The 18779-nt window shown below is 72.7% G+C and carries 13 protein-coding genes; 11 read left to right on the top strand and 2 right to left on the bottom strand.

The window, feature by feature from the left end; translation table 11 throughout:
- The first annotated feature begins 16 nt into the window (after positions 1-16).
- From AB0O01_RS24120 to AB0O01_RS24095, 6 genes are all read left to right on the top strand, one after another.
- Entirely contained in the window at positions 17-2293 is a 2277-nt protein-coding gene (locus AB0O01_RS24120; RefSeq protein WP_365316320.1) for an MMPL family transporter, read from the top strand.
- A complete protein-coding gene (locus AB0O01_RS24115; RefSeq protein ID WP_365316318.1) occupies positions 2271-2846 on the top strand; it encodes a GNAT family protein in 576 nt (191 codons plus the stop codon). The genes AB0O01_RS24120 and AB0O01_RS24115 overlap by 23 nt, the downstream gene beginning before the upstream one ends.
- A gap of 35 nt (positions 2847-2881) precedes the next feature.
- The gene (locus tag AB0O01_RS24110) at positions 2882-3460 is read left to right on the top strand and encodes a hypothetical protein (protein ID WP_365316316.1); all 579 of its coding nucleotides are present in this window, start codon (positions 2882-2884) and stop codon (positions 3458-3460) included.
- A gap of 200 nt (positions 3461-3660) precedes the next feature.
- Positions 3661-3861 (top strand): hypothetical protein, encoded by a 201-nt coding sequence (locus tag AB0O01_RS24105; RefSeq protein WP_365316314.1) that lies wholly within the window; start codon positions 3661-3663, stop codon positions 3859-3861.
- A gap of 380 nt (positions 3862-4241) precedes the next feature.
- Positions 4242-7373, top strand: a complete 3132-nt coding sequence (locus AB0O01_RS24100) for an AAA family ATPase (RefSeq protein WP_365316312.1) — start codon at positions 4242-4244, stop codon at positions 7371-7373.
- 100 nt (positions 7374-7473) lie between these two features.
- Positions 7474-7767 carry a DUF6191 domain-containing protein gene (locus AB0O01_RS24095; RefSeq protein WP_365316310.1) on the top strand — a complete coding sequence of 98 codons (294 nt, stop codon included), beginning with the start codon at positions 7474-7476 and terminating at the stop codon, positions 7765-7767.
- Between the two features lie 33 nt (positions 7768-7800).
- Here the strand turns inward: AB0O01_RS24095 and AB0O01_RS24090 are convergent, their stop codons facing one another.
- Together AB0O01_RS24090 and AB0O01_RS24085 are read right to left on the bottom strand one after the other, a co-directional pair.
- A complete protein-coding gene (locus AB0O01_RS24090; protein WP_365316454.1) occupies positions 7801-8985 on the bottom strand; it encodes a PQQ-dependent sugar dehydrogenase in 1185 nt (394 codons plus the stop codon).
- A 237-nt stretch (positions 8986-9222) separates the two neighbouring features.
- Positions 9223-10224, bottom strand: coding sequence for an aldo/keto reductase (locus tag AB0O01_RS24085; protein ID WP_365316309.1), 1002 nt, complete (start codon positions 10222-10224; stop codon positions 9223-9225).
- Between the two features lie 109 nt (positions 10225-10333).
- Between AB0O01_RS24085 and AB0O01_RS24080 the strand changes: the two genes are divergently transcribed.
- The 5 genes from AB0O01_RS24080 (at position 10334) to ilvC (ending at position 18610) form a co-directional block, all read left to right on the top strand.
- On the top strand, positions 10334-11272 hold the full coding sequence (locus AB0O01_RS24080; protein WP_365316307.1) for a 2-hydroxyacid dehydrogenase: 939 nt from the start codon (positions 10334-10336) through the stop codon (positions 11270-11272).
- 560 nt (positions 11273-11832) lie between these two features.
- Positions 11833-14829 carry an EAL domain-containing protein gene (locus tag AB0O01_RS24075; RefSeq protein WP_365316452.1) on the top strand — a complete coding sequence of 999 codons (2997 nt, stop codon included), beginning with the start codon at positions 11833-11835 and terminating at the stop codon, positions 14827-14829.
- Positions 14830-15083: 254 nt separating this feature from the next.
- A complete protein-coding gene (locus AB0O01_RS24070) occupies positions 15084-16931 on the top strand; it encodes an acetolactate synthase large subunit (protein WP_365316305.1) in 1848 nt (615 codons plus the stop codon).
- Between the two features lie 31 nt (positions 16932-16962).
- Positions 16963-17487 carry an acetolactate synthase small subunit gene (ilvN, locus tag AB0O01_RS24065; RefSeq protein WP_355743970.1) on the top strand — a complete coding sequence of 175 codons (525 nt, stop codon included), beginning with the start codon at positions 16963-16965 and terminating at the stop codon, positions 17485-17487.
- A gap of 124 nt (positions 17488-17611) precedes the next feature.
- Positions 17612-18610 (top strand): ketol-acid reductoisomerase, encoded by a 999-nt coding sequence (gene ilvC / locus AB0O01_RS24060; RefSeq protein WP_365316303.1) that lies wholly within the window; start codon positions 17612-17614, stop codon positions 18608-18610.
- Positions 18611-18779: the final 169 nt, after the last annotated feature.

Here is an 18779-nt window from a genome sequence, read left to right as displayed (position 1 = left end):
TCTGGGAGCACGTTCCGTGGCAGCCCTCGCGCGCTGGTGTGTCCGGCACCGCCTCGTCGCCGTACTGCTGTGGCTGCTGGCGTTCGGCGGGGTGAGCGCCACCGCCGCCGTCATGGGCTCGGCCTACTCCAACGACTACGAGGTCCCCGGCACCGAGTCCGGCCGCGCCACCCAGCTCCTCGCCGACGGCTTCCCCGGCGTCGGCGGCGAGGACGCCACCGTCGTCTGGCACACCGCGACCGGCACCGTCCGCGCCGCCGATGTCGAGCAGACCATGACCCGCGCCCTGGACGAGATCGCCGCCCTCCCCTCCGTCGCCGCCGTCAGCGGCCCCTACGACGACCAGGGCGCCGCCCGGATCAGCGCCGACGGCCGCACCGCCTACGCCGGGGTCACCTTCGACGGCCCGGCCGACCAGGTCGGCGAGGCGCCGGTACGGGCCGTGGTGGACACCGCGCGGGCGGCGGGGACCGACGGGCTCCAGGTGGAGGTCGGCGGCAGCGCGACCGGCGGGACCGCGACACCCGGCGGGCATCTCGCCGAGGTCGTCGGGGTCGCGGTGGCCGCCGTGGTGCTGTTCCTGGCGTTCGGCTCGCTCGCCGCCTCCCTGCTGCCCATCGCTACCGCCCTGGTCAGCGTCGGCACCGGATACGCCGGGATCGTGCTGCTGGGCCACGCCATGACCGTGGCCGACTTCGCGCCCATGCTCGGGATGCTGATCGGGCTCGGGGTGGGCATCGACTACGCCCTGTTCATCGTCACCCGGCACCGGCGCGGACTGAAACGCGGGATGACCGTCCCCGAGGCCGCCGCCCACGCCGTGGCGACCACCGGACGGGCCGTGGTGTTCGCGGGTGCGACGGTCTGCATCGCCCTGCTCGGCATGCTCATCCTCAGACTGAGCTTCCTCAACGGGGTCGCCGTCGCCGCCTCCCTCACCGTGCTGCTCACCGTCGCCGCCTGTGTCACCCTGCTGCCCGCCCTGCTCTCCCTGATCGGCATGCGGGCGCTGAGCCGCCGCGAGCGCCGCCGCCTCGCCGAGCACGGGCCCGAACCGGAGCTGCCCACCGGGTTCGCCGCCCGCTGGTCGGCGTTCGTGGAACGGCACCCCAAGAAGCTCGGCGCCCTCGCCCTACTGGTGATCACGGTGCTGGCGCTGCCCACCCTCGCCCTCCGCCTCGGCACCTCCGACCAGGGCAACGACCCCGCGCCCAGCACCACCCGCCAGGCGTACGACCTGCTCGCCGACGGCTTCGGCCCCGGCGTCAACGGCCCCCTCACCCTGGTCACCGAGGTGCACGGCGCCGCCGACAAACTCGCCCTCGACAACCTCGACGCCACCCTCCGCGCCACCGACGGCGTCGCCGCCGCCACCCCGGTGGTGTTCAACGCCGGCGGGGACACCGCGTACCTCACCGTCGTCCCCGAATCCGCCCCCCAGTCCGGCGCCACCAGCGACCTGGTCGACCGGCTGCGCGCGGACGTCCTGCCCCGCGCCGAGACCGGCACCACCCTCGACGTCCAGGTCGGCGGGGTCACCGCGGGCTACGACGACTTCGCGGATGTGATCATCGGCAAGCTCCCGCTGTTCATCGGTGTGGTCATCGGGCTGGGCTGTCTGCTCCTCCTCCTGGCGTTCCGTTCGATCGGCATACCGCTCAAGGCCGCCGCGATGAACGTCGCCGCCGTCGCCGCCGCCTTCGGAGTGGTCGTCGCGATCTTCCAGTGGGGCTGGGGCAGCGACCTGCTCGGCCTCGGCAGCGCCGGACCCATCGAACCCTTCCTCCCGGTGATCATGGTCTCGGTCCTCTTCGGCCTCTCCATGGACTACCAGGTGTTCCTGGTCGGCCGGATGTACGAGGAGTGGCTGGAGACCGGTGACAACCGGCGCGCGGTCCGGATCGGGCTCGCCGAGACCGGCCGGGTGATCAACTCGGCCGCCGTCATCATGATCTCCGTCTTCCTCGCCTTCGTCCTCAGCGGCGACCGGGTGATCGCCATGTTCGGCATCGCGCTGGCCGCCGCTGTCGCCCTGGACGCCTTCGTGCTGCGGACGCTGCTGGTACCGGCCCTGATGCATCTGCTCGGCGGCGCCAACTGGTGGCTGCCCAGGGCCCTGGACCGACGGCTGCCCCGGATCAGCATCGAGCCGCCCGAGTGCCGCACTGGGCGCCCGAGCCCTCCGGCGGCCGTCCATGAGAGGCTCTCGGCAGTCGCAGAACAGTTCGAAGGCCATGAGATCGAAGGCCAGGGTAGGGAGCGGAACCGGGATGTACGCGATATCGCTGGGTGACGACGGCGCCGAACTGCGCCCCCTGGAGGTCTGGCACGCCGAGGAGTTCCTCGCCCACCTCGACCGCGGCCGGGACTTCATCACCCGGTACATCCCCTTCGGCGCCCAGGCCACCGACACCGGTTCCGCCCGCGAGATCCTCAAGCGGTACGCCGACCTCCGCGCCACCGACAGCGGCTCCCTGCACGGGCTGTGGCTGGACGGCACCCTCGTCGGCGGGGTCCTGTTCCGGATCTTCGACACCGCCACCGGGGTCTGCGAGATCGGCTGCTGGCTGGAGCCCGCCGCCACCGGCCGTGGCCTGGTCACCCGCGCCTGCCGGGTCCTGATCGACTGGGCCGTGGACGACCGCGGCATGCATCGCGTCGAATGGCACGCGGCGAGCCTCAACACCGCCAGCGTCCGCACCGCCGAGCGCCTCGGCCTCACCCGCGAGGGCGTGCTGCGCGCGTCCTTCCCCTGGCAGGGCGTCCGCCAGGACACCGAGATCTGGGCGGTCCTGGCGGACGAGTGGCGCGCGGCCCGCGGCGATCATCCCCACAGCGATCATTAAGGGACTTCTCAGACTCGGTCCGTACGGTGCCCGGCATGGCAACGAAGACGACTGAAGAGGCGGCCGGCACCCCCGCCCCCGAGCACGACGAGGCGGCGGCCACACCCGTGCCCCTCCAGAAGGAGACCCCGGCGGACACCCAGGGCGCCGACCTCGACACCGAGACCCCGGACGAGCAGGACGAGACCGGCGAGACCGAGCCCCCGCTCGCGGAGCCCTCCTCCTTCGTCGGCCAGGGCGCCGCCGCCATCGTCGCCGCCGTCCTCGGCCTGGTCTCGCTCACTGGTGGCTGGATCGGTACGGTCGCCTCCGCGCGGGAGTCGCTGATCGGCCAGCTCCAGACCTCGTCGTCCTCGGACGTGGCCGCCCTGGTCAAGGAGGGCTACGGCGACGCCTGGAACGCCACCGCCCTCTACGCCGGCGCCTTCGCCCTGCTCGGACTGCTCGTGGCGGTCGTGACGCTGGTCCGGCCCGCGTTCGGGGCGCCGGGCGCGCCGCAGCCGGCCTGGATCAAGTCCGTGGCCTGGGCCGGAGCGGCCCTCGGTGTCATCGGCCTGATCCTGGCCGTCCTCAAGTACACCGAGCTGATCCTCGGCCTCCCGGCCACGAGCTGACCCCCTAGGGGGACCCTCCTCAGGGGGCCTCAGAACGTACGTAGGTCATTCCCGTACGTCCTGAGGCCCCTTAGCCGTTTCCAAGGCCCCGGCCGCCGTCGAAGATGCGGAACTCTCCCGATGTGGCGGCACCCCCTGGGAGACGAAGGTAGAGGCATCGCGGAGAACGCTCCGCGAGACCACCTCTCCCAGGAGCAGAGATGTACGAGTACGAGATCCACCGCTACCGCTCGGACGAACTGATCCGCCAGGCCGAGCAGGCGCGCCTGGCCCGCGAGACCGTCCGCCGGGGCCGTGACGCCCGCCGCACGGCGGAGCAACAGACCCAGGGAAGCGGCGCGACCGGCGAGGACCATACCTCCCGCCGCCACCGCCGCCTCCGCTTCCCCCGAGCAGCATGACAACGGAGGCCAGGGCCGGCGCCGGGACACCCCCGACGACCGGCCCTGCCGCACGCCCCGAAGGGGCACGGGGAACTGCGCGCCTAGCCACGACGCCGGGCGAGCCGAACCCTGAAGGGGCGCGGGGAACTGCGCGCCCAGCCCCCACGGCGGGCGAGCCGACCCCTGAAGGGGCGCGGGGAACTGCGCGACCAACCCCCACGGCGGGCAAGCCGAACGCCGAAGGGGCGCGGGGAACTGCGCGACAAGCCCCCACGGCGGGGAAGCCGGACATCGAAGGGGCGCGGGGAACTGCGCGACCAACCACGACGCCGGCCCAGCCAAAAGACAACCGCACCCCCCACCCCCTCACCCCGCCCCCACAGAAAACCGTTCTCCCGATGTCAGACCCCCATGCCATGCTCGCCCTCGTGGAGAACAGGTCCCTCAGCCCGGTATTCGTCGGCCGCGCAGACGAGCTGAGCGCGCTCGAAGACGCACTGTCCCGCGCCGCGACCACCCCCGCCGGAGAACCCCAGGTCCTCCTCCTCGGCGGCGAGGCGGGCGTCGGCAAGACCCGCCTCGTGGAGGAGTTCGCGGCGACCGCCGACCACCGCGGAGCGGTCGTCGCCCTCGGCGGCTGTGTCGAGATCGGCGCCGACGGCCTCCCCTTCGCCCCCTTCTCCGCCGCCCTGCGCGCCGTCCGCCGCGCCCTGCCGAAGGCCCTCGCCGACGCCGCCGCGGGCCAGGAGGAGGAACTCGCCCGGCTGCTCCCCGAACTCGGCGAGACCGGCGCCGGCCGCCACGACGAGGAGGGCATGGCCCGCCTCTTCGAACTCACCGCCCGCCTCCTGGAGCGCGTCGCCGCCGACCGCACGGTCGTCGTCGTCCTGGAGGACCTGCACTGGGCCGACGCCTCCACCCGCCACCTCCTCGCCTACCTCAGCCGCACCCTGCGCACCGGCCGCCTCGTCGTCCTCGCCACCTACCGCGCCGACGACATCCACCGCCGCCACCCCCTGCGCCCCCTGCTCGCCGAACTCGACCGGCTGCGCACCGTCCGCCGGATCGACCTGGGCCGCTTCAACCGCGAGGAGGTCGCCCGCCAGATCGCCGGCATCCGCGCCGCCGAGCCCGACCCCGCCCAGGTCGACGCCATCTTCGAGCGTTCCGACGGCAACGCCTTCTTCGTCGAGGAACTCGCCGTCGCCGCCAGCGAGGGCTGCCAGGCCGGGCTGACCGACTCCCTGCGCGATCTGCTGCTGGTCCGGGTCGAGGCGCTGCCCGAGAGCGCCCAGCGGATCGCCCGGATCGTCGCCGAGGGCGGCTCCACCGTGGAGTACCGGCTGCTCGCCGCCGTCGCCGGGCTCACCGAGGACGATCTGATCGAGGCCCTGCGCGCCGCGGTCGGCGCCAACATCCTGCTCGCCACCCCCGAGGCCGACGGCTACCGCTTCCGCCACTCCCTGGTCCGCGAGGCCGTCAGCGACGATCTCCTCCCCGGCGAGCGCTCCCGCCTCAACCGCCACTACGCCGAGGCCCTGGAGGCCGACCCCACCCTCGTCCCCGAGGGCGAGCGCCTGGCGCGCCTGGCGAACTACTGGTACCACGCCCACGACTCCGCCAAGGCCCTCCCCGCCGTCCTCGATGCCTCCGTCGCCGCCCGCCGCCGCCACGCCTACGCCGAGCAACTGCGGCTGCTGGAGCGCGCGATGGAGCTGTGGGACAGCGCCCCCGAGCCCGTCCGCACCGCCCTGCGCCCCGCCGACTACGCCGACATCTACCGCACCCCCGACACCGGCGACTCCGCCTGCACCCCGCTGCGCTATCTCGACCTGATGGCCGCCGCGACCGACGCCGGCCGCTTCTGCGGCGAGCGCGACCGCGCGCTGAAGATCACCAAGCGGGCCCTGCGGCTGCTGGACGAGGAGAACGACCCGCTGTTCGCCGCCTGGTTCTGGGTCCAGCGCTCCCGCCTGGTCCAGGGCAACGGCCGCGGCGACGGCTGGACGGAACTGGCCACCGCCCAGGACCTGGTCCGCGGTCTGCCCCCGTCCGAGGTGCACGCCGAGGTGCTCAGCAATGTCGCCGGCTGGTCCATGCTGCACACCCCGGGCGCCGAGGCCCTCGCCGCCGCCGAACGCGCCGTCGACTACGCCCGCATGGTCCACTCCCGGGAGATCGAACTCGACGCCCGGGTCACCCGCGGCATCCTCCTCGTCGACTCCGGCGGCACCGACGCAGGACTGGACGAGCTGTACGAGGTCCGGGATCTCGCCCTGGCCGAGGGCATCCCGCACGCGGCAGGCCGCGCCTACGTCAATCTCTCCCACGGCCTGGAGACCGTCAGCCGCTCCCAGGAGGCCGTCGAACTCCTCCAGGAGGGCGTCGGCTTCGCCCGCCGGTACGGACTGCTCGGCTCCGAGACCTGGATCTGGGGCAACCTCTCCGAGTCCCTGTTCTCCCTGGGCCGCTGGACGGAGGCCGCGGACGCCGCCGCCACCGCCCGCCGCCGCGGCCTGGGCGACAAACCCCAGGGCACCGGCGCCCTCTGCCTCGCCCAGATCGCCCTGGCCCGCGGCGACCTCGCCGAGGCCGCCCGCCAACTGGCCGCCGCCGACGCCCACTTCGGCACCCACGACCCCATGCCCCAGCAGTGGATACCCGTCGCCACCATGAGCATCGGCGTCGCCACCGCCGAGGGCCGCCTCACCGACGCCCGCGCCGCCCTCGACCGCGCCCTGGAAGCGGGCCTCCCGCCCGGCACCCAGGTCTACGGCTGGAAGCTCCTCGTCGCCGCCGCCACCGCCGAGGCCGACCACCGCACCCTGCCCGAGGCCGCCCGGGATCGCGAAGCCGCCCTCACCCGCATCCTGGACACCGCCAAGCGCCTCACCACCGGCGCCCCCGTCTGGCGCGCCCACGAGCAGTGGGTCCGCGCCGAACTCCACCGCGCCGACGGCACCGACACCCCCGACACCTGGTCCGAGATCGTCACCGCCTTCGAACACCTCGGACGCCCCTACGACCTCGCCCGCGTCCGCCACCGCCTCGCCGAATCCCTCCTCGCCACCGGCCCGGACGCCCCGGACACCGCCACCTCCCTCACCGAGGACCACCGCGCCCGCGCCACCGAACTGCTCCGCCTCGCCCACACCGTCGCCGACCATCTCGGCGCCCGCCCGCTCGCCGAGACCACCGGCCGGCTCGCCCAGCGCGCCCGCCTCACCCTCCGCCGGGACCAGGACCGTGTCCTCGGCCCCGCCGGTCCCACCGCCACCGGTCCCGCCGACCCGGCCGAGGCCCTCGGCCTCACCAGCCGTGAACGCGATGTCCTGCGCCTGGTCTCCGCCGGGCGCACCAACCGCCAGATCGCCGAGGAACTCTTCATCTCCCCGAAGACCGCGAGCGTCCATGTCTCCAACATCCTCGGCAAGCTCGGTGTCTCCGGCCGGGGCGAGGCCGCGGCCCTCTCCCACCGGCTGGGCCTCTTCCCCGCCCCGGCCGACGGCGGGCGTCTCGCGGCGGGATGAGGCGGGAACCCCCGGTCGTTGTGCCTGTGAATGCCTTTGAGGGCGCTGTGCCGAACCGCCGAGTCGGCGCCGCCGCGTCGGACCGCGACCAGGGAGAGCCATGTTCAACCCGTTCGAGGAACTCTTCGCCCCCGGCCGCAAACACACCAGCGACGAGCAGAACCGCCTGGCACTGACCCGCGAGGACGTGGGCGACGCGGACCCGGGCAGGGGCCCGATAGACCTGGAGTCGGGAAAGGTAGTGGTCCGCCCGACCCCACCCACCGACCCCACGACCACCCCCGAGCGCCTCGCGCCCACCCCGAACACTCCCGCCCCCAGCGAAGCTCCCCCCGACGCAGAACCCCCCACCCGCAGCAAGACCACCCCCCAGAACGACCACCTCCGCCCCTAAACCGCCGCCCCTCAAACCCGGCAGCGCCGCGCCCTACCGCACCTTCACCTCCAGAATCCGGTCATCCCCCTCCCCAGGAGACCCCCGACCGTCCGTCTCGCTCGTCACCACCCAGAGTCTCCCGTCCCCTGCCGCCACCACCGTCCGCAGCCGCCCGTACTCGCCCTCCAGGAACGACTGGGGCTCCGCTGCGGCCTCCGTGCCGTCCAGCGGAATGCGCCAGAGCCGCTCGCCGCCCAGACCGGCCATCCAGATCGACCCCTCGGCGAAGGCGATCCCGCTGGGGGAGGCGTCGTCCGTGCCCCACTGGGCCAGCGGATTCCGGAACCGGCTGTCGTCCGCCTCGCCCTCGACCTCGGGCCAGCCGTAGTTGGCGCCGGGCTCGATCGCGTTCAGCTCGTCCCAGGTGTCCTGGCCGAACTCGGCGGCGAAGAGGCGCTGTTCGGCGTCCCAGGCGAGACCCTGCACATTGCGGTGCCCCAGGGTGTAGACCGTCGAGTCGGGGAACGGGTTGCCCGGCGCGGGCTCGCCCTCCGGGGTCATCCGCAGGATCTTGCCGCCCAGGGAGTCCCGCTGCTGGGACAGCCCGGTGTCCCCGGCCTCGCCCGTGGCCACGTACAGCATCCTGTCCGGGCCGAAGGCGATCCGGCCGCCGTTGTGGGTCAGGCCCTTGGGGATGCCCCGGAAGACCGTGTCCGGGGCGCCGAGCTGCTGGCCGGCCGGCTCCTCGGGGTCATAGAGCATCCGCACCACCCGGTTGTCCCCGGTGGAGGTGAAGTACGCGTAGATCATGCGGTCCGAGGCGAAGTCGGGGGAGAGGGCCAGGCCCATCAGCCCACCCTCGCCCGCCGGGGCGACGCCCGGCACCTCGCCCACCTCCGTCCGCTGCCCGGTCCCGGTGTCGATCAGGGAGATCGTCGCCTCGTCGCGCGAGGAGACCAGCAGCCCGCCGTCCCCCGGGACCGGGGCGACGCCCCAGGGGCTGTCCAGGCCCTCCGCGACCGTGCGCACCACGTCCGCCGAGCCCTTGGCGGGCGGCGGGGCGTCGGAGGCGGGCCCGGACGGTGACCCCGAGCCCGCCCCGGGGCTCGGGCCCGTCGCGCCGCCCGTCGTACTCGGCGGGGAGGCGGCCCCCGGGTCGTCGGAGGTGCAGCCGGCCGTCAGCAGCAGCGCGGTCGCGGCCAGCACGGCCGTCACAGCATGACGTCGCACGATCAGATCCCTTCGACGCGGGTCGGCTCGGCCTCTTCCCGGCCCCTGCCCCGCCACTTCCCTCGCGGTCCCTCCTTGTCATACACCGCTCGCGCCCCACAGGTTCCCGATCAAGAAATCCACGCACCCTCCGCAGCCGTCCCCCCCTCATTCCCACGACCCCCGAGCCCCCACGCCCCCCACGCCCCCGCCGTCCCCTCACGCCCACTACCCCCACGCCCCCCCCGCGCACTCTCCGTCCCCTCACTCCCACGACCCCCGAGCCCCCGGCAGCCCCTCCAGCTCCGCCAGGTCGCGCGGGGTCAGCCGCAGCTCGGCCGCCCCGGCGTTCTCCGCCACCCACCGCTCCCGCTTCGTGCCCGGCACCGGGATCACCTGGGGCCCCTGGGCCAGCGTCCAGGCCAGGGCCACCTGCGCCGGGGTCGCCTGCGGCCCGTGCCGGGCGGCGATCCGCCGCAGCCCGGCGACGATCGGCTGGTTGGCGGCCATCATCTCGGCGGTGAAGCGCGGGTGCCGGGCCCGCATGTCGTCCGGCTCGAAACCCTCGCCCGGCGTCAGGGTGCCGGTGAGGAAACCGTTCCCCAGTGGCATCGCCGCGAGCAGGCCCACGCCCCGGGCGGCGCACCACGGCAGCAGCGCCTCCAGCGCCTCCGGCGACCACACCGACAGCTCCGCCTCGACCGCGCTCACCGGGAACACCTGCTGCACCCGCCCGAGCTGGCGGATCGTGGTGTCGTACAGCCCCGTCCCCCCGGTGCGCCGGCCGCCCCGCGCGCCCACCGCGCAGAAGCCCAGCGCGCGCACCTTCCCGGCCCGCACCAGGTCCGCCATCGCACCCCAGGTCTCCTCGACGGGGACCTCGGGATCGGGGCGGTGCAACTGGTAGAGGTCGATGACATCGGTCTGGAGCCGCCGCAGCGAGGCGTCACAGGCCCGCCGCACATAGCCGGGCCGCCCATTGGCCACGATGTGCTGCTCGCCGACCAGCAGCCCCACCTTGGTGGAGACGAACGCCTCCGCGCGGCGCTCCCGCAGCACCCGCCCCAGCAGCAGCTCATTGGTGAAGGGGCCGTACATATCGGCCGTGTCCAGCAGATTCGCGCCCAGATCCAGGGCCCGGTGCACGGCCCTCAGCGATGTGTCCCCCCGCTGCCGGGAGGAGCTGTACCCCCAGCTCATCGGCATGCACCCGAGTCCGACGGCCCCCACCGCGAGCGCCGCCGCGCCGATCGTCCTGCGCTCCACCTGCCCGTAACCCTCCCTGTCCGCGGCACCCAACCTAACCTCTGCCCGCGCCCGCCCCCGACGCCGCCCGGGGGAGAGGAATCCGGCGACAGCCTCTAGCCTCCTGACCATGAACCGCGCACAGATATGGCTCTCCCTCCCCCCGGACGACATCGAAGGGCTCCCGGAGGGACCCGACTACCGCTACTGGAACGGCGGTGACGAGTACCCGGGGGACCCGGCCGACTGCGTGTTCTACGTCGTGCCCTATATGAAGCCGCCCGGGATCGCCCTGCGCCCGATGCCCGCGATGCGCGCGCTGGAGGTGGTGCAGACGCTGTCCGCCGGTGTCGACCATGTGGAGCCCGGCCTGAGGCATCTGCGCCCCGGTGTACGGCTGTGCAACGCGCGCGGGGTCCACGAGGCGAGCACCGCCGAGCTGACGCTGGCCCTGATCCTGGCCTCGCTGCGCGGCATCCCGGACTTCGTGCGGGCCCAGGACCGGGGCGAGTGGCTCGGCGGCTTCCGCCCCGCCCTCGCCGACCGGACGGTACTGATCGTGGGGTACGGGTCCATCGGTGCCGCCATCGAGGACCGGCTCACACCGTTTGAACCCGCGCGGGTCGTGCGCGTCGCGCGCTCCGGGCGCACAACCGAACGCGGTCCCGTGCATCCACTCACCGAACTGCCCGCTCTGCTTCCGCGAGCGGATGTGGTGATCCTGTCCACGCCCCTCAACGACAGCAGCCGCGGCCTGGTCGACGAAACGTTTCTGGCGGGGATGCGGGACGGGGCGCTGCTGGTGAACATCGCCCGGGGCGGGGTGGTGGACACCAAGGCCCTGCTGGCCGAGCTGGAGAGCGGGCGGATCACCGCCGCCCTCGATGTCACCGACCCTGAGCCGCTGCCGCCCGAGCACCCGCTGTGGCGGGCGCCGGGCGTGCTCATCAGCCCCCATGTCGGCGGCCCCACCTCCGCGTTCCTGCCGCGTGCCCGGCGGCTGCTGGTCGACCAGGTGACCCGCTATGTGAACCGCGAGCCCCTGGCGAACGTGATCCTTACGACGTAACCTCCCGGCACCCGCTCACCGACCCACCGCCCGATCCCCGACCGCTCACCGCCCGACCGCCCCCGGATCACCGGGACTTCACCCGTGGATCCGGCCAACCGGCGTCAGGCAAAGGTGGGTTGACGGGTACAGCCCGCCGGGCCCGCGACCCCCGCACGCGGGCCCGGACCCCGCTTCGCGCACCCTCCGCAGTCCCCCGGAAGCGGTCCGTGCCCGCATCGCCGCTGGTCGTCACAGAGCGTAGAGAAGCTATGTCCCTGAGTGACGAGACTGGTGTATCGTCCCGGACAGGGGCTGCGCCGGGCGCCGTTCGGCGCCGGGGATGGACATTTCAGACTGCGAGGGGGGCGACGGGCGATGCACGGCCTATGGACGAACCATCCGACGCGGCGAGGCCGCCGGCGACGGCCCTGGCGCACGGCCGCGCACAGACGCGGGCATCACACGGGACACGGCGGCCATCACTGCCACCACCGCAGGCATGGCGACCGAAGGAACGGCGCACTCCGGGACCCGCGGGACCCCGCGGCGGCACGGACCGGGAGGCCCCGGTGAACTCGCTGTCACCTCCCACGGCCGCCCTCGACGCAGGGCCGCGCCCCCCGTCCGTACCGAGGCCCCGCCCCGCCCCGCCGGCCCTCGGCGGCGGCTGGAGCACCCTCCACCAGCTCGCCCTGGCCGTCGTCTGCGCGGGCTACGGCGTCGGCTCCGCCCTCGGCTGGGGCTCCGAGCAAGTCGCCCTGATCATGGGCGACTTCGGACTGAGCGCCGCCGCCGGTGCTGCGGCCGTCTCCTGCTTCCTCTACGCCCGCACCCGCCGGGTCCGCTTTCGAGCCGCCTGGCTGCTGTTCGCCCTCTCCTCGGCGATGGCCGCCATGGGCAACCTGGTCTGGGGCTGGTACGAGGTGGTCCTCGACCGCCCGGTCCCCACCCCCAGCTCGGCGGATGTGTTCTTCCTCTGCTTCGCGCCGCCCGCCATCGTCGGACTGCTGGTCCTGGCCAAACGGCCGGTGACCCGGGCCGGGTGGGTCTGCCTCGGACTGGACGCCTGGCTGATCGGCGGCTCGCTGCTCACCCTGTCCTGGAGCCTCGCCCTCGCCCAGACCGCCAGCTCCGGCGGCGCCGGCGTCGCCCACACCGCGCTCTCCCTCGCCTACCCGCTGCTGGACATCGCGCTGGTCAGCATGGTCCTCGCGCTGCACTTCCGGCGCACCGGCGCCAACCGCTCGGCCATCAACACCGCGATCGGCGCCCTGGCCCTGACGGTCATGTGCGACGCCCTGTTCACCTCACCGCTGCTGCACAGCAACTACCGCTCGGGCCAGCTCCTCGACGCGGGCTGGTTCGCCGGCTCGGTACTGCTGGCCTACGCCCCCTGGGCCACGGTCCGCTGCGCCCGCCGCGCCGCCGAGGCCCACCCGCGGGGGGCGCGCCCCCCGGCCCCGGGAGCGCGCCCCCCGCTGCCGCCCGCCGAGCAGCACGGCCGCTATCCGGCCACCCGCCCCATCACCGGCTCGCTGGCCGCCCTCACGCCCTATCTGGCGGCGGCGGTCTGCACCCTGGGCATCCTCTACAACGTCCTCAACGGCCGCAGCGTCGACCGCGTGGTCCTCTTCACCGGGGGCACGGTGGTGCTGGCGCTGGTGGTCCGCCAGGGGATCATGCTGCTGGACAACATCACCCTCACCCAGGAACTGGCCCACAAGGAGAACCACTTCCGCTCCCTGGTCCAGAGCTCCAGCGACGTCATCATGATCGCCACCCCCGCCGGGACGCTCCGCTATGTCTCCCCGGCCGCCGCGGGCGTCTACGGGCGGCCCGCGGAGGACCTGGTGGGCAGCGAGCTGGCCGAGCTGATCCACCCGGACGACCTGGGCTGCGTGGTGCACGAGGTGCGCCGCTTCCTGACCGCCAACCCGCTCGAAGAACCCATCACCCGGATCGAGTGCCGCTTCCGCTCCGGCGGCGGCGACTGGCTGAACGTCGAGTCCACCGTCAACCGCCACCACGGCGGCCTGATCTTCAACAGCCGGGACGTCACCGAGCGCGTCCGCCTCCAGGCCCAGTTGCAGCACAACGCCGAGCACGACCCGCTCACCGACCTGCCCAACCGCGCCCTGTTCACCCGGCGCGTCCAGCAGGCCCTGTCCGGCCGCCGCACCTCCGACCGCGGCCCGGCGCTGCGCAACACGGCGGTGCTCTTCATCGACCTCGACGGCTTCAAGGCCGTCAACGACACCATCGGCCACCAGGCCGGTGACGAACTGCTGGTGCACGCCGCCCGCAGGCTCCAGGACGCGGTCCGCCAGACCGACACCGCCGCCCGCCTCGGCGGCGACGAGTTCGCGGCCCTGATCGTCGGCGACGCCACCCGCGACCGCGCGGCCCGCGAGCGCCACATCCTGGAACTGGCCGACCGCCTCAGACTGACCCTCTCCCAGCCCTACGACATCGATGGCAACGACGTCCGGGTGGCCGCCTCCATCGGCGTCGCCTTCGCCGAACCGGGCCTCGGGGCGGGGGAGCTGCTGCGCAACGCCGACCTCGCGATGTACCGGGCGAAATCGGCCGGCAAGGGCCGCGTCGAGCTGTACAAACCCCAGATGCAGCAGGACGTCGTCCGCAAGGCGGAGCTGGCCACCCGGCTGCGGGCCGCGCTGCACGACGGGGAGTTCACCCTGCTGCACCAGCCGGTGGCGCGGCTGGAGGACGGGCGGATCACCGCGGTCGCCGCACAGGCGCGCTGGCGCTCCTCGCAGGGGGTGCTGTTCACCCCCGCGGAGTTCCTGCGGGTGGCCGCGGACGGCGACCGGACCGCCGAGCTGGGCCGGTGGATGCTCCAGGAGGCCGTCGAGCAGGCCGCCGAGCGCACCGCGAACGGACTCGCGGTGCCGGTCGCGGTCCGGCTGAGCGCCCGCCGCCTGCTGGACCGCTCCACCCCGCTCGGCTCCATCGAGACGCTGCTCACCCGGCACGGGCTGGCGCCCGGGGCGCTCCAGATCGAGCTGTGCGATCCGGAGGCCAGCGGCTCCCTGGAGGAGCTGGAGCGGCGGCTGGCCGCCCTCAGAAGGCTCGGCGTCCGGATCGCCCTCGACGGCTACGGCACCGGCTGCGCCCCCGCCACCGTCCTCGGCAGGCTCCCGCTGGACCTCGTCAAACTCGACCGCACCCTGGTCGAGGGGGTCGTGGAGTCCGCCCGGCTGCACAAGATCACCGCCGGGCTGCTGCGGATCGCCGGTGATCTGGGAATGCAGTCCGTGGCGGACGGGGTGGATCTGCCGGAGCAGGCGGTGGCGCTGCGCGCGATGGGGTGCACGCACGGACAGGGGATGGCGTTCTCGGGCCCGCTGGACGAGTACCGGCTGCGCCGGGCCCTGTCCTCGGGCCAGTGCCCGCCGCCCCACTCCCCGGCCGAACCCGCCTACGCGGGGGCGCGCGGCGAGCGGGCCATGGAGAGCAGCGGCGCCGGGATGTACGGCGGGCCGGGGGTCGCGGCGGTGTTCGGCGGCGGATCGGCACTGCGCTCACATCATGAGACTCCCATCCCACCCGCTTGACAGTGAGTGTGTGCGAGGGAGAGGGTCTGTGCCATGCGCACCCGAATTCTCGTACTTGGACAGCGCGTCGGCTGAGCTGGGAATCACCGGATCGAAATCCGGAAACCCAGCGACCACACCCGGCGCGCTCCCCTCGCTTGCCTTTCGGCACGAGGGGTTTTTTGTTGCACCAGAACCTGCCGTACAGCAGCCGCACAGCAGCCGTACACCGTACAAACCTCGCAAAAACCCTCAGCATCGAGAAGAGAATGCCGATGACCGAGCAGGCCACCGGGGCCCATCATCCGCAGCCGCGGCCCCGATCCGGAGGACAGCCGTCCGCCCCCGAGCACGTCACGGGTGCGCAGTCCCTCATCCGCTCGCTTGAGGAGGTCGGGGCCGACACGGTATTCGGCATTCCCGGTGGTGCGATCCTTCCCGCGTACGACCCGCTGATGGACTCCACCAAGGTCCGCCACGTCCTGGTCCGCCACGAGCAGGGCGCCGGGCACGCCGCCACCGGCTACGCCCAGGCCACCGGCAAGGTCGGCGTCTGCATGGCCACCTCGGGACCCGGCGCCACCAACCTGGTCACCCCGATCGCCGACGCCCACATGGACTCGGTGCCGATGGTGGCGATCACCGGCCAGGTCGCCTCCAAGGCGATCGGCACGGACGCCTTCCAGGAGGCGGACATCGTCGGCATCACCATGCCGATCACCAAGCACAACTTCCTGGTCACCAAGGCCGAGGACATCCCCCGGATCATCGCCCAGGCGTTCCACATCGCCGCCACCGGCCGCCCCGGCCCGGTCCTGGTCGACATCGCCAAGGACGCCCTCCAGGCCCGCACCACCTTCTCCTGGCCGCCGGTCATGGACCTGCCCGGCTACCGCCCGGTCACCAAGCCGCACGCCAAGCAGATCCGCGAGGCCGCCAAGCTGATCACCGGCGCCAAGCGGCCCGCCCTCTACGTCGGCGGCGGCGTCATCAAGGCCCACGCCACCGCCGAGCTGAAGGTCCTCGCCGAACTCACCGGAGCGCCCGTCACCACCACCCTGATGGCGCTCGGCGCATTCCCCGACGGCCACCCGCTGCACGTGGGAATGCCGGGCATGCACGGATCGGTCACCGCCGTCACCGCGCTCCAGAAGGCCGACCTGATCGTCGCCCTGGGTGCCCGCTTCGACGACCGCGTCACCGGCAAGCTGGACAGCTTCGCCCCCCACGCCAAGATCGTGCACGCCGACATCGACCCGGCGGAGATCGGCAAGAACCGCGCCGCCGACGTCCCGATCGTCGGGGACGCCCGCGAGGTCATCGCCGATCTGGTCCAGGCCGTCCAGAAGGAGCACGCCGACGGCCACCAGGGCGACTACACCGCCTGGTGGAAGGATCTCGGCCGCTGGCGCGAGACCTACCCCCTCGGCTACGACCAGCCCGCCGACGGCTCGCTCTCCCCGCAGCAGGTCATCGAGCGCATCGGCCAGTTGGCCCCCGAGGACACGATCTTCGCCGCGGGCGTCGGCCAGCACCAGATGTGGGCCGCGCACTTCATCCAGTACGAGCAGCCCGCGACCTGGCTGAACTCCGGCGGTGCCGGGACCATGGGCTACGCCGTGCCCGCCGCCATGGGCGCCAAGGCCGGGGTCCCCGGCCGGACCGTCTGGGCCATCGACGGCGACGGCTGCTTCCAGATGACCAACCAGGAACTCACCACCTGCGCCCTGAACAACATCCCGATCAAGGTCGCCATCATCAACAACGGCGCCCTCGGGATGGTCCGCCAGTGGCAGACCCTGTTCTACAACCAGCGCTACTCCAACACCGTGCTGCACTCCGGCCCCGACGACGTCAACCCGCAGGCCAAGGGCACCCGCGTGCCGGACTTCGTGAAGCTGTCCGAGGCCATGGGCTGTGTGGGCCTGCGCTGCGAGTCCCCCGAGGACCTGGACAAGGTCATCGAGGAGGCCAACGCGATCAACGACCGCCCGGTCGTCGTCGACTTCGTCGTCCACGAGGACGCGATGGTCTGGCCGATGGTCGCCGCCGGCACCTCCAACGACGAGATCATGGCCGCCCGGGACGTCCGCCCCGACTTCGGCGACAGCGAAGACGACTGAGCGAGACCGAGCGAGAGAGAACCTCACGACCATGTCCAAGCACACCCTCTCCGTCCTGGTGGAGAACACCCCCGGCATCCTCGCCCGGATCGCCGCCCTGTTCTCCCGCCGCGGCTTCAACATCGACTCCCTCGCCGTCGGCGTCACCGAGCACCCCGACATCTCCCGCATCACCATCGTGGTGGGCGTGGAGGAACTCCCCCTCGAACAGGTCACCAAGCAGCTCAACAAGCTGGTGAACGTGCTGAAGATCGTCGAGCTGGAACCCGGCTCGGCGGTGCAGCGCGAACTCGTTCTGGTGAAGGTCCGCGCCGACAACGAGACGCGCTCCCAGATCGTCGAGATCGTCCAGCTCTTCCGCGCCAAGACCGTGGACGTCTCCCCGGAGGCCGTGACCATCGAGGCCACCGGCTCCAGCGACAAGCTGGAGGCCATGCTGAAGATGCTGGAACCCTTCGGCATCAAGGAACTGGTCCAGTCCGGCACGATCGCGATCGGCCGCGGCGCCCGTTCCATCACCGACCGGTCGCTGCGCGCCCTGGACCGGTCCGCGTAGACACGGGAGCGGGCGGCCCAGGGGAAACCCCGCCGCCGCCCGTATTCCGAGACCCCGAAACTTCCCCTCCCCCCGCCGTCATACGGTGGGACGCACCATCTGCACCCCAAGGAGAGAACCCAAAGTGGCCGAGCTGTTCTACGACGCCGACGCCGACCTGTCCATCATCCAGGGCCGCAAGGTCGCGGTCATCGGATACGGCAGCCAGGGCCACGCCCACGCGCTGTCGCTGCGCGACTCGGGTGTCGACGTCCGTGTCGGTCTGCACGAGGGCTCCAAGTCCAAGGCCAAGGCTGAGGAGCAGGGCCTGCGCGTGGTCACCCCCGCCGAGGCCGCCGCCGAGGCCGACGTCATCATGATCCTCGTCCCGGACCCCATCCAGGGCCAGGTCTACGAGGAGTCCATCGCCCCGAACCTGAAGGACGGCGACGCGCTGTTCTTCGGCCACGGCTTCAACATCCGCTTCGGCTTCATCAAGGCCCCCGCCGGTGTCGACGTCTGCATGGTCGCCCCCAAGGGCCCCGGCCACCTGGTCCGCCGCCAGTACGAGGAGGGCCGCGGCGTCCCCTGCATCGCCGCCGTCGAGCAGGACGCCACCGGCAACGCCTTCGCGCTCGCCCTGTCCTACGCCAAGGGCATCGGCGGCACCCGCGCCGGGGTCATCAAGACCACCTTCACCGAGGAGACCGAGACCGACCTCTTCGGCGAGCAGGCGGTCCTCTGTGGCGGTACGTCCGCCCTGGTCAAGGCCGGTTTCGAGACCCTGGTCGAGGCCGGTTACCAGCCGGAGATCGCCTACTTCGAGTGCCTCCACGAGCTGAAGCTGATCGTCGACCTGATGTACGAGGGCGGCCTGGAGAAGATGCGCTGGTCGGTCTCCGAGACCGCCGAGTGGGGCGACTACGTCACCGGCCCGCGGATCATCACCGACGCCACCAAGGCCGAGATGAAGAAGGTCCTCACCGAGATCCAGGACGGCACCTTCGCGCAGAACTGGATGGACGAGTACCACGGCGGTCTGAAGAAGTACAACGAGTACAAGCAGCAGGACTCCGAGCACCTGCTGGAGACCACCGGCAAGGAGCTGCGCAAGCTGATGTCCTGGGTGAACGAGGACGCCTGAGCCGTATCCCGTTCCGTGGCGGCGCCCCGAGACCGGGGCGCCGCCACGCGCGGTCGCCCGGACCCGTCAGGAACTCATACACACTGTCGCTTCCCGTCCGGGTGATCCTTCCGCCAAGGCGCAAGACGCCCGGTGCCGCGCCGATACACTGCCGTACTACATACGCGTC

Source organism: Streptomyces sp. NPDC093252, assembly GCF_040683675.1.
In the GTDB taxonomy this organism is placed as follows: domain Bacteria; phylum Actinomycetota; class Actinomycetes; order Streptomycetales; family Streptomycetaceae; genus Streptomyces.
Note: the sequence above shows the minus strand (reverse complement) of the source record. Positions and strands in the feature narration are given on the sequence as shown.

Coding starts and splice junctions, on each gene's coding strand:
- AB0O01_RS24115 (WP_365316318.1), top strand. CDS start 2,271: ATGTACGCGATATCGCTGGGTGACGACGGCGCCGAACTGCGCCCCCTG.
- AB0O01_RS24110 (WP_365316316.1), top strand. CDS start 2,882: ATGGCAACGAAGACGACTGAAGAGGCGGCCGGCACCCCCGCCCCCGAG.
- AB0O01_RS24105 (WP_365316314.1), top strand. CDS start 3,661: ATGTACGAGTACGAGATCCACCGCTACCGCTCGGACGAACTGATCCGC.
- AB0O01_RS24100 (WP_365316312.1), top strand. CDS start 4,242: ATGTCAGACCCCCATGCCATGCTCGCCCTCGTGGAGAACAGGTCCCTC.
- AB0O01_RS24095 (WP_365316310.1), top strand. CDS start 7,474: ATGTTCAACCCGTTCGAGGAACTCTTCGCCCCCGGCCGCAAACACACC.
- AB0O01_RS24080 (WP_365316307.1), top strand. CDS start 10,334: ATGAACCGCGCACAGATATGGCTCTCCCTCCCCCCGGACGACATCGAA.
- AB0O01_RS24070 (WP_365316305.1), top strand. CDS start 15,084: ATGACCGAGCAGGCCACCGGGGCCCATCATCCGCAGCCGCGGCCCCGA.
- ilvN (WP_355743970.1), top strand. CDS start 16,963: ATGTCCAAGCACACCCTCTCCGTCCTGGTGGAGAACACCCCCGGCATC.